Source organism: Nocardia sp. NPDC004123 (genome assembly GCF_053603795.1).
This window is the reverse complement of the sequence record NZ_JBSGGG010000031.1, coordinates 53,363-64,342: the sequence shown is the minus strand read 5'-3', so window position 1 is coordinate 64,342 and position 10,980 is coordinate 53,363. Positions and strand designations below refer to the sequence as shown.

Annotated in this window: 8 protein-coding genes; 6 read left to right on the top strand and 2 right to left on the bottom strand. The window is 70.5% G+C overall.

The annotated features are described in order from the left end of the window. The first annotated feature begins 108 nt into the window (after positions 1-108). Genes ACWEQQ_RS36590 through ACWEQQ_RS36580 form a run of 3 tightly spaced genes read left to right on the top strand, consistent with a single transcriptional unit; the run spans position 109 to position 3,102 of the window. Complete coding sequence (locus tag ACWEQQ_RS36590) at positions 109-996, top strand: carbohydrate ABC transporter permease (RefSeq protein ID WP_452351450.1); 888 nt, start codon at positions 109-111, stop codon at positions 994-996. Then, complete coding sequence (locus tag ACWEQQ_RS36585) at positions 986-1,816, top strand: carbohydrate ABC transporter permease (protein ID WP_452351449.1); 831 nt, start codon at positions 986-988, stop codon at positions 1,814-1,816. Before ACWEQQ_RS36590 ends, ACWEQQ_RS36585 begins: the two co-directional genes overlap by 11 nt. Before the next feature lie 11 nt (positions 1,817-1,827). Continuing rightward, positions 1,828-3,102, top strand: a complete 1,275-nt coding sequence (locus ACWEQQ_RS36580) for an extracellular solute-binding protein (RefSeq protein ID WP_452351485.1) — start codon at positions 1,828-1,830, stop codon at positions 3,100-3,102. A 7-nt stretch (positions 3,103-3,109) separates the two neighbouring features. Here the strand turns inward: ACWEQQ_RS36580 and ACWEQQ_RS36575 are convergent, their stop codons facing one another. Both ACWEQQ_RS36575 and ACWEQQ_RS36570 read right to left on the bottom strand, forming a co-directional pair. Further along, entirely contained in the window at positions 3,110-4,027 is a 918-nt protein-coding gene (locus tag ACWEQQ_RS36575) for a DNA-3-methyladenine glycosylase family protein (protein ID WP_452351484.1), read from the bottom strand. 330 nt (positions 4,028-4,357) lie between these two features. After that, positions 4,358-7,135, bottom strand: coding sequence for an FAD-binding and (Fe-S)-binding domain-containing protein (locus ACWEQQ_RS36570; RefSeq protein WP_452351448.1), 2,778 nt, complete (start codon positions 7,133-7,135; stop codon positions 4,358-4,360). Positions 7,136-7,312: 177 nt separating this feature from the next. Between ACWEQQ_RS36570 and ACWEQQ_RS36565 the strand changes: the two genes are divergently transcribed. The 3 genes from ACWEQQ_RS36565 (at position 7,313) to ACWEQQ_RS36555 (ending at position 10,922) form a co-directional block, all read left to right on the top strand. Beyond that, positions 7,313-9,193 carry an ABC transporter ATP-binding protein gene (locus ACWEQQ_RS36565; protein WP_452351447.1) on the top strand — a complete coding sequence of 627 codons (1,881 nt, stop codon included), beginning with the start codon at positions 7,313-7,315 and terminating at the stop codon, positions 9,191-9,193. 96 nt (positions 9,194-9,289) lie between these two features. Next, complete coding sequence (locus ACWEQQ_RS36560) at positions 9,290-10,261, top strand: class I SAM-dependent methyltransferase (RefSeq protein WP_452351446.1); 972 nt, start codon at positions 9,290-9,292, stop codon at positions 10,259-10,261. Between the two features lie 190 nt (positions 10,262-10,451). Next, a complete protein-coding gene (locus ACWEQQ_RS36555; RefSeq protein ID WP_452351445.1) occupies positions 10,452-10,922 on the top strand; it encodes a hypothetical protein in 471 nt (156 codons plus the stop codon). The last annotated feature ends 58 nt before the right edge of the window (positions 10,923-10,980 follow it).

The window sequence follows — 10,980 nt, the reverse complement described above, 5'->3', positions numbered from 1 at the left end:
CACCGGGTGGGACGCCGTCTCGAAATCGCATCGCGCACAGGGCAATATCGGGCAGATCGGACGTGGGAGAGCGCTGCCGCCGGCAGCGGCCCGGTAGCGTCGCTGCTCATGGATCGGACGGTTCGCCGCGGTTCGGCCCGGCGCAGACAGGCGGCGGTGGGCTATGCGCTGCTGCTGCCGAGCCTGATCGGGGTCGGGTGTTTCCTGCTGGTGCCGATCGCGGTGGTGTTGTGGCTGAGTGTGCACAGCTGGAATCTGCTGGGGCCCATCGAATTCACCGGGGCGAGCAACTGGCGGTCGGTGCTGGGGGATCGGCAGTTCGGGCATTCGCTGCTGGTGACGCTGGCGTTGACGGCGCTGGTGGTGCCGGTGCAGACGGCGCTGGGGTTCGCGGTGGCGGCCGTGCTGGCGCGGCGCGGGCGGGGCGGGACCGTGCTGCGGGTGGTGTACGCGCTGCCGTGGATGTGTGCGCCGGTGGCGGTGGGGGTGGTGTGGCAGTGGATCTTCGCACCCACGGGCGGCGCATTGAATGCGCTGCTGGGACGGCGGGTGGAATGGCTGAGCTCACCGACGCTGGCGCTGCCGGCGGTGGCCGCTGTGATCGTGTGGATGAATGTCGGTTACGTGGCCTTGTTCTTCGTGGCCGGGATCAGGGCCATACCCGGGGAGATCCTGGACGCGGGCGCGCTGGACGGGGCCACCGGCCGGCGGCGCATTCGCTGGCTGATCCTGCCGCTGCTGCGCCCGACCATGTTCTTCGTCCTGGTCACCGGAGTGCTGAGCGTCTTCCAGACCTTCGACGCGGTGTACGCGCTCACCCGGGGCGGGCCCGACCACCACACCGATGTGGTTGCCATGCGGATGTATTCGGAGGCGTTCGAGGCCGCGCATCCGGGGCGGGCCGCGGTCATGGCGGTGGTGGTTTTCGCGGTCATGTTCGTGATCACGGTGGTGCAGCACCGATACTTCCGGGATCGGACCAGTCATGAGTACTGAACCACGGGTGGCGGCCCGGGCCGTCGCGGCGTACGCGGTGCTGATCCTCGGGGCGCTGCTGACGGTGGCTCCGCTGGTGCTCAGCGCCCTGACCGCGGTCAAGACGCCGAAGCAGTTCGCGAGCGAATCCGCCCTGGCCACACCGCATCCCGCCACGCTGGACAACTTCCGCACCGTGCTGGACCAGGGGCTGGGGCGGGCGGTCGCGGTCACCGCCCTGATGACGGTCTGCATCACCTGCGGGCAGCTGGTCACCTCGGCCATGGCGGCATATGCCTTCGCGCGCACCAGTTTTCCCGGTCGTGACCTGCTGTTCTGGGTGTATCTCGGGACCATGATGGTACCCAGCGCGGTCACCCTGGTGCCGCTGTACCTGATGTTCGCGAAGCTGGGCTGGCTCAACAGCTTCTGGGCGCTGGTGCTGCCATTCCTGTTCGGCTCGCCGTACGCGATCTTCCTGCTGCGCCAGTACTTCCGGGCCATTCCGGGGGAGATCATCGACGCGGCGCGGATGGACGGGGCCTCGACCCTCGACATCCTGGTGAGCGTCGTGGTGCCGATGAGCAGGCCGATCCTGGCCACGCTCGCCGTCATCACCGTGGTCTCGCAGTGGAACAGCTTCATGTGGCCGCTGGTCGCCGCGTCCGGCCCGAAATGGCAGGTGCTGACCGTGGCCACGGCGACCATGCAGACCCAGTACAACGCGCAATGGACGCTGATCATGGCCGCCACCACGCTGGCGATCGTTCCACTGGTGCTGTTGTTCGTGGTGTTCCAGCGGCAGGTCCTGGCCTCCATCGCGGTGACGGGGATCAAATGACAGGGATCCGGATCAAAGATTCGACCCTGGCCCTGCTCGGGCTGGTCGTGGTCTGCGTGCTGCTGGTGGCCGCGGCCCTGTGGCTGGGCCGCGATACGGCGAGCGGCGGGCGCACGGTGGTGCGGCTGCGGATCTGGGATCAGAGTTTCGTCTCCGCGTATCGGGCCTCGCTGGACGAGTTCCAGCGCGCCAACCCCGATGTCGAGGTGCGAATCACGCTGGTGCCGTGGGCTTCCTACGCGCAGAAGCTACGGCTGGATGTCGCGGGCGGAATCGCCGACGACCTGTTCTGGACCAACCTCTACGAGGACTACGCCGACAGCGGTCACCTGATGGATATCGGTGCGGCACTGGGACCGCAGGCGACCCGAGCCTGGGACCCGCAGGCCGTCACGCAGTACACGCGCGCCGGAACGCTGTGGGCGGTACCGCAATTCGTGGACGGCGGGACCGCCGTGTACGTCAACCGGGACCTGCTGGCACAGGCCGGGGTCGACCCGGACGAGGTCACGACGGCGCGCTGGAGCCCCGACCCGGCGCGGGATACCTTCCGGCCGCTGCTGCGACGGTTGGCCCCGGCATCGGAGTGGCCGTACAACGCCGCCAACGACTTTCAATCCATCACCCTGCCGTATCTGGGCTCGGCCGGTGGGCAGCTCCAGCGCGACGGCCGGTTCGCCTTCGATTCCCCGCAGGGACGGGACGCCTTCGGCTACACGGTGGGGCTGGTCGCCGACCGGCTCTCCCCCTCGGCCGCGGACACCAATACCAGCGGCGACTTCGCCAAGAACGCCTTCCTGCAGGGCCGGATGGCGCTGCTCCAGTCGGGCACCTTCAATCTGGCCACGATTGCCCAGAATGCCGGATTCCACTGGGGATTGGCCATGATTCCCGCGGGCCCGGCCGGGCGGGTGAGCGCCAACAATGCCATCGGCCTCGCGGGCAATGCCGCCACCCCGCACCCCGCGGCGGTGCGGCGGGTGCTGGCCTGGCTGGGCAGTGCGGCGGGCAACCGCTACCTCGGCATCGACGGGGCGACGATTCCGGCCGTGGTATCCGAACAACAGGTGTATCGGGACTACTGGGCCCGGCACGGGGTCGACGTGTCACCGTTCTTCGATGTGTTGCGAGACCAGGAGATCGCGGCGGGCGGGGGCGCGGGATTCCCGGCCGCGCTGGAGGCGATGACGCCGATCTTCGACGAGATGTACCTGGGCCGCATCCCCGTCCCGGACGCGCTGGCCCGGGCGCAGCGGGAGGCCGACGCGGCCGCCGCCCAGCGGTGATCGGCGCTCAGATGCGACTGTGATCGGTGTAGGGCGTGCGCGGGCCGAACTTCGGTTTGCGCGCGAACCCGGCCAGGCCGAGCAGCCGCACGGCGCGATATCGGTGCGGGCGCAGGGGTTCCAGGTACTCGACCATCTCGTCGTCGTCGATCGGACGATCGAGCAGCGTCCAGCCGACGGTGGCCGCGAGATGAAAATCGCCCACCGAGAGGGCATCCGGATCACCGAAGGCGCGCTGGGCGATCTCGGCGGCCGTCCACACCCCGATCCCGGGCACCGTGCGCAGCCGCTGCGCGGCGTCGGCGTGGCTCAGCCCGGCCGCCTGCTCCAGCTTCGGTGCGATACGCGCCGCCAGCACAATGGTTTTCGAACGCTGCGGGCCGACATTGGCGCGATGGTAGACCCAGGACGGGATGTGCCGCCAGGTCTCGGCGTCGGGCATGACCCGCAGGCCCTGCGGGGCCGGACCGGGGGCGGGAGTTCCGTAGCGCCACACCAGTTTCCGCCAGGAGTCGTGGGCGGTCCTGGTGTGCACCTTCTGCTCCAGCACCGCCGGCACCAGCGCCTCCCACACCAGGCCGGTGCGCAGCATGCGCAGCCCCGGATTGCGGCGGTGCGCCTCGGCGACCTTGGGATGCTCGGGGGCGAAATCGCTGAGGTCCTCGTCCAGGCAGAGCATGGCGGGGAGCCCCGCCAGGAACTCCTCCGCGCCCGGACCCCACGCGCGGGCGTCGACCGTCTGCCGATCGAGTTGCCGCAGCCGGTAGGTGACCTCCCCCGAGGGCAGGCGGGAGGCGTGCCAGTGCGAGCCGTCGGGAGTTTCGCGATGACAGGGATCGCCGAAGCCGCGGCGCAGCGGGGAGATGGTGGCGGCCAGATCCAGCGGCCGATCCGAACGGAGGGTGCGGGCGCGCTCGACCGTCATCCGATCGATTCCGGGCGGCGCTGAAGTCACCGCGCCATTCTATTGTTAACGCGAAGATCGACGGTGGCGATGTTCATTCCGATTGTCTTGGTTGCTCAGCAAACTAATGGCATCCGGCACTGGAGGTACTCGGCATGATCACCAACCTGATCAATTTCCTGCTCGGCGTTTGGGGAAACGTGTTCGCCGGTAGTAGCGGTTACCAGCTTGCGCCCGGCATGCTGCCGTTCGGCAGCTGACGATGAGGGAAGGGGCACCCGCCACGGCGGGCGCCCCTTCGTCTGCGCCGGTCAGGGCCGGAACGTGCCGATCATGGCCGGTCCGTGCCGATTACGGCCGATCCAGGAGGAACTGGGCCAGGTGCCGGGACGGGCGGCCGGCCAGCTGTGCGGCCTGGGTCCGGCAGGAGAAACCGTCGGCGATCAGGATCGAATTCACGGGCGCCGCACGCAGTGCCGGGAGCAGGCCGTTCTCGGCGACCGCGACCGATACGTCGTAGTGGCCGCGCTGCATTCCGAAATTTCCAGCAAGCCCACAGCATCCGGTGATCTCGATCACTTTCGCACCGGTGCCGCGCAGTATTCGGCGATCGGCCGCGAACCCCAGCACGGCATGCTGATGGCAGTGCGGCTGCACCAGCACGGTGTGGCCACTGCGGTCCGGCGGCCGCCAGCCGGGCTCGCCCTCCAGAAATTCCGACAGGGTGCGCACCGCGCCCGCCACGGCGGCCGCCCGCGGATCCTCGGGCAGCAGGCGCGGGAGATCCTCGCGCAGCGCGGCCGTGCACGACGGTTCCAGCCCGACCACCACCCCACCCGCACCGACATGCGCGGCCAGGGCGTCGACGGTGGCGCGCAGCCGCTTCCGCGCGCCGTCCAGCTGACCGGTGCTGATCCAGGTGAGACCGCAGCAGACCCGGGAGTCGGGGATGCGCACGCGATGGCCCAGTGACTCGATCAATTCCACGGCGGCACCGGCGATCTCGGGATCGAAGGCGTCGGTGAAGGTGTCGATCCACAGCATCACCATCACCCCGGGTGCGGAGTCGCCGGGGCGCACCGGCTGCCGCCAGGAACGCCGAAAACTCCTGTGCGCCACCGTGGGCACCTCGCGACGCGGATCCATTCCGGACAACCGCAGGCCGAGGCGGCGCAGCGGTCCCGCCGCACCGAGCGCGTTCACCAGCCGGGGGAGCCGCGTCGCCGGTCCGAGCCAGCGCGGCAGGCGGCCCAGGGTGTAGTGGTCGATCGGGCGCGGCCTGTGCCGATAGCGGCGGTACAGGGTCTCCGACTTGTAGGTCGCCATGTCGACGCCGGCGGGGCAGTCGGAATGGCATGCCTTGCAGGACAGGCAGAGATCCAGCGACTCGGCGACGGCGTCCGACCGCCAATCCAGCGCGCCCCGGACCACCTCCTGCAGCACCCGGGCCCGGCCGCGGGTGCTGTCCTTCTCGTCGGCGGTGGCCAGATACGACGGGCACATGAACCCGCCCGCGGCGTGGGTGTCGGCCCGGCACTTGCCGACTCCGACGCAGCGATGCACGGCCGTGGCCAGATCGCCGTCGGCGGGAAAAGCGAAACCACCGGTCGTGGGCAGCGGGCGCAGCCCGGCCAGGCGCAGGTCGGCATCGATCGGGCGGGGATGCACGAGCACACCGGGATTCAGCACGGCGTCGGGGTCGAACAGCGCCTTGAAGCCCGCGAAGGCGTCGAGGGCCGCCCGGGAGTACATGAACCGCAACAGATCCGAGCGCGCCCGGCCGTCGCCGTGCTCACCCGAGAGCGAGCCGCCGAACCGCACCACCTGCCGCGCCGCCTCCTCGAGGAAGGACCGGAAGCGTTGCGGCGCATCGGCTATCGGCAGATCCAGGCGCACATGGATACAGCCGTCGCCGAAATGACCGTAGAGCAGGCCGTCCAGGCCGTGGTCCCGGAGGAGCGCCTCGAACTCGCGCAGGTAGTCGCCGAGCCGGTCGGGCGGCACGGCGGCGTCCTCCCAGCCCGGCCAGGCCGGACGGCCGTCCGGGGTGCGGCCGGCCAGGCCGGCGCCGTCGGCTCGGATGCCCCACAGCGCCTGCGCCTCGGCCGGGTCGGTGACCACGCGGGAATCCAGCGCGTGCGCGCTCCCGCGCAGCAGCTCCGCCTTGTCCCGTGCCTGTTCGCTTGTCTCACCGTCGATTTCGATCAACAGCCAGCCGCCGCCGCGCGGCAGATCGGGCACCCCGCCGCGATGGGCACGCACCACGTCGACCAGGCGCGCGTCCATGCCCTCCACGGCAATGGGCCGCACCGCCATGACGGCGGCGATATCGTCCGCCGCCGCCGGCATATCCGGGTAGCCGAGCGCCACCAGCACGGTCGCCGCGGGCACCGGAACCAGCCCGACGGTGGCGTCCAGCAACAGCCCGCAGGTGCCCTCGGTGCCGACGAAGGCCCTGGCCACCGACGAACCGCGTTCCGGCAGTAGATGTTCCAGCGCGTATCCGGACGCCTGCCGCTCGAACCGGCCCAGCTCGGTGCGGATGAGCGCCAGGTGGGTGCGGGTGAATTCGGGCAGGCCCGCGAGTACGGACAGGTCCGCGCCCAGGGTGCGCTCGATGCCCATCCCGTCGAGAATCCGCAACTCGCGCACCGTATCCGAGGTGCGGCCCCAGGCCACCGCGCGCGGACCGCAGGCATTGTTGCCGATCATCCCGCCCAGCGTGCACCGGTTCTGGGTGGACGGGTCCGGGCCGAAGCGCAGCCCGTGCGCGCCCGCGCGCCGCTGCAGCGCGGCCAGCACCACCCCGGGCTGCACCCGTGCGGTGCGGCGCTCGGGATCGAGGTCGAGGATGGCGTTCATATGGCGGCTGAAGTCCAGCACCAGACCCGGTCCGACGGCATTGCCCGCCACCGAGGTGCCCGCCCCGCGCGCGGTCACGGTCAGCCCCTCCGCGCGCGCCACATCCAGGGCCGCCCGCACATCGGCCGCATCGCGCGGGAAGACCACGCCGCGCGGGAGGATCCGGTAGTTCGAGGCGTCCGAGGAGTACTCGGCCCGCCGCCGGGGCCCGGTGTCGACCTCACCGGTGATCACCGCGCGCAACGCTCGCTCCCACGCCTCGCTCACGCCCCAACCCTATGCGCGCCATCGCGAGGCTTCGCCGATCCGGCCCGGTGGCGGGCGCCGGATTTCGCTCAGCGCGAACCGCTGGCCTGGGCGGATGGACTTGATCTCAACCTTTGTTGAGGTATTAGTGTCGGTGGTGCGGGGTTCGATGGATCCCGTGACCGGTGAGGAGCGGGGATGAGTATCGAATCCGTGGCGTGGAATCAGCTGTATCGGCAGATGAACGCGCCCACAGAGCAGCGACCGCTGCGGTTGGCCACTGCCCGGCGGATCCTCGCCTTCGCGCGGCCACACCATCGGCAGCTGGTGGCGTTCCTGGTATTCAGCATCGTGTCGGCGCTGCTGGCGGTGGCCACCCCGGTCCTGGCCGGGCGAGTGGTCGACGCCATCGTCGGGCACGGCGCGCCGCGCACGGTGATCACGCTGGCCGGGATCATCGCGGCGGTCGCGGTGCTGGATGCCGGCTTGGGGTTGGTGATCAGGTGGTTGTCGGCGCGCATCGGAGAGGGGCTCATCTTCGATCTGCGCACCGCGGTGTTCGATCACGTACAGAAGATGCCGATCGCGTTCTTCACGCGCACCCGGACCGGCGCACTGGTGAGCCGGCTCAACAATGACGTTATCGGGGCGCAACGCGCGTTCAGCACCACCCTGTCCGGGGTCGTCACCAACCTGGTCACCCTCGTGCTCACGCTGGCCGTGATGCTGCGGCTGTCGTGGCAGATCACCCTGCTCGCCCTGGTACTGCTGCCGGTCTTCGTCGTCCCCGCCCGGCGCATGGGCGAGCGGCTGGCCGGCATCCAGCGCGAGGCGGCCGGGCTGAACGCCTCCATGAGCACCCAGATGACCGAGCGGTTCTCCGCGCCGGGCGCGACGCTGGTCAAACTGTTCGGCCGGCCGCGGCAGGAGTCCGCGGAGTTCGGGCTGCGCGCCGGGCGGGTGCGCGATATCGGGGTGCGCACGGCCATGCTGCAGACGGTGTTCGTCACCGCGCTCACCCTGGTCTCGGCGCTGGCGCTGGCGCTGGTCTACGGGCTGGGCGGCTATCTGGCGCTGAAGGGTGAGCTGGAACCCGGTGCGGTGGTGGCCCTTTCGCTGCTGCTGACCCGGCTGTACTCGCCGCTCACCGCGCTGGCCAGCGCCCGGGTGGATGTGATGTCGGCGCTGGTCAGCTTCGAGCGGGTCTTCGAGGTGCTGGATCTGAAGCCGCTGATCGAGGATTCGCCGCTGGCGGTGCCGGTGCCCGCGGGCCCGGTGGCGGTGGAGCTGGACGGCGTCACCTTCGGCTACCCGTCGGCCGACAAGGTTTCGCTGGCCTCGCTGGAGGATGTGGCCACGCTCGACACCCGCGGCGGCGAGGAGGTGCTGCACGATGTCTCGCTGCGGGCCGAGCCCGGGCAGATGGTGGCGCTGGTCGGCTCCTCCGGGGCCGGGAAATCCACCATCGCGCAATTGGTCTCGCGGCTCTACGACGTGGACTCCGGTGCGGTGCTGCTGGGCGGCATGGATGTGCGCGAGCTGACCGGGCAGTCGATTCAGGACACCGTCGGCCTGGTCACCCAGGACGGGCACCTGTTCCACGACACCATTCGCGCCAATCTGCTGCTCGCCCGCCCCGCGGCCACCGAGGACGAGCTGTGGGATGCGCTGCAGCACGCCCGGTTACGCGAGCTGATCGAGTCGCTGCCCGACGGCCTGGACACCGTGGTCGGTGAGCGCGGCTATCGGCTCTCCGGCGGGGAACGCCAGCGCCTGACCATTGCCCGGCTGCTGCTCAAGCAGCCCCGCGTGGTGATCCTGGACGAGGCCACCGCCTCGCTGGACTCCACCTCCGAGGCCGCGGTGCAGGAGGCGCTGGCCGAGGCCCTCGACGGCCGCACCGCCCTGGTCATCGCGCACCGGCTGTCCACCATCCGCAATGCCGACCAGATCCTGGTGCTCGAGCACGGCCGCATCGTGGAGCGCGGTACACACACCGAACTGCTCGCCGCGGACGGCCGCTACACCGAGCTCTACCGCACCCAGTTCGCCGATTCCGGTGCCGCGGCGACAGTCTGATCGGACCCGGCGCACGGCAGTCCGATCGGACCGGACACCTTGCCGGATCGGCAAAAGGATTCGAGCCGTCCGGGTGCGCGCCGATAGCGTCGGAGTATGAGCGCTCACTCGCACGAACAGGCAGGCACGCACGGACATCCGCATGCCCACGGTCACGGACATGGGCACGGCCACGAACATGGACACGGACACGGCCACACCCACGACGGGATCGACTGGGCGGCCATGGTCGACGATCTCCGGCGCGATGACGCCATGTCGGCCGACGCCAATGCCGAGATCGCGCGGCGGCTGGTCGCCCTGATCCCGGCCGGCGCGGAAGCGACCGTGCTGGACATCGGCGCGGGAGCGGGCGGCCAGAGTGTCGCGTTCGCGCGGGAACTGCTGGCCCGCGGCGGCGGGGGTCTGGTGATCGTGGACGCGGTGCCGGAACTGCTCGAGGCGGCCCAGCAGGCCGTGAAGGTCGCGCTGGACGGGGACGATCGGGTGCGGGTGCGGACCGTGCACGCCGACGCCGCGGCCGCGGACTTCGGCGCCGGGATCCCGGAAGCGGATCTGGTGTGGGCCTCGCGCATGGTGCACCACCTGCCCGATCAGCAGGCGGGCACCGCGCGCCTGGCCGGGCTGCTGCGGCCGGGCGGCTGGCTGGCGCTGGCCGAGGGCGGGCTGTCGATGCGTTGCCTGCCTTGGGAACTCGGCGTCGGCGCGCCCGGACTCCAGGACCGGCTGCTGGCCCTGCGCGACGCGGGCTTCGCCCAGATGCGGGCCGACATCACCGCCGCGAACCCCATGCCCTACGGCTGGAATGTGGCGCTGAGCCGAGCCGGGCTGGCCGACGCGACCTCCTTCAGCGTGCTGATCGATCACCCCGCGCCGCCCGCGCCGGCCGTGCGCGAGAGCGTCGTCGCCTGGCTTGGCGGCTTGAGCGAGCGGGTCGGCGAACGCATCGGCGAGGATGATCGGGCCACCCTGGCGGCGCTGCTGGATCCGGCCGCCGACACGTTCATCGGCGCGCGCGAGGACATCTACATTCTCGGCGCCACCACGGTCTTCCTCGGCCGCCGCTAGCCGTCACCGCGACCACGCGCGGGTCGGAGCCGCGTTCGGGCACGATCGTGATCTGGCCGTGCCCGAACCGACACCGTGTTGTGGCCGCAGCGGCCGCTCCGACCTCCCGAAATGCCCTGCTATGCGGCATAATTCGAGCTCCCATGGCATACCCCACAAGATCGTTTCACATGCCGGGGGAGGAGTTTCGGTGACCCGTACCAAGGAGCAGCGGCACACGCCCGCGACCCGTGTCGACGATATCGAGCGGATGTTCGGCGCCCGCCGATATCAGCCCAGCGACGATACCCCTGCCATGGAACTACGGGTGACGAGCGGCACCAAGCGTACCGACGACGACTGGATCGTCCCCAAACAGCTGGTGGCCGACTGTGTTTCGGGCAAGCTGGTGCTGGACTTCACCCGGGCCCGGTGCTCACGGCGGGAAATCGACATCCGGGTCGAGGCCGATGCCGGGACGGTCGTGCTGATCGTGCCGCGCGGCTGGCGGGTCGACACGGACGGCGTGCAGCCGGGCGCCGGCTCGGTGGCCAACCGGGTCAAGCTGCCGCGATTCCCGGGCGCGCCGCTGATCCGGGTCACGGGTGCGGTGGACACCGGTGCGGTGAAGGCGCGCTACGCCTACCGCTCGCCGCTCAGGTGGTTGCGCCGCTCCCGCTGACCGCTCCCGCTGACCGTTTCGGCAGTTCCCGGCATTCCGGGAGACCATGCGGTATGAC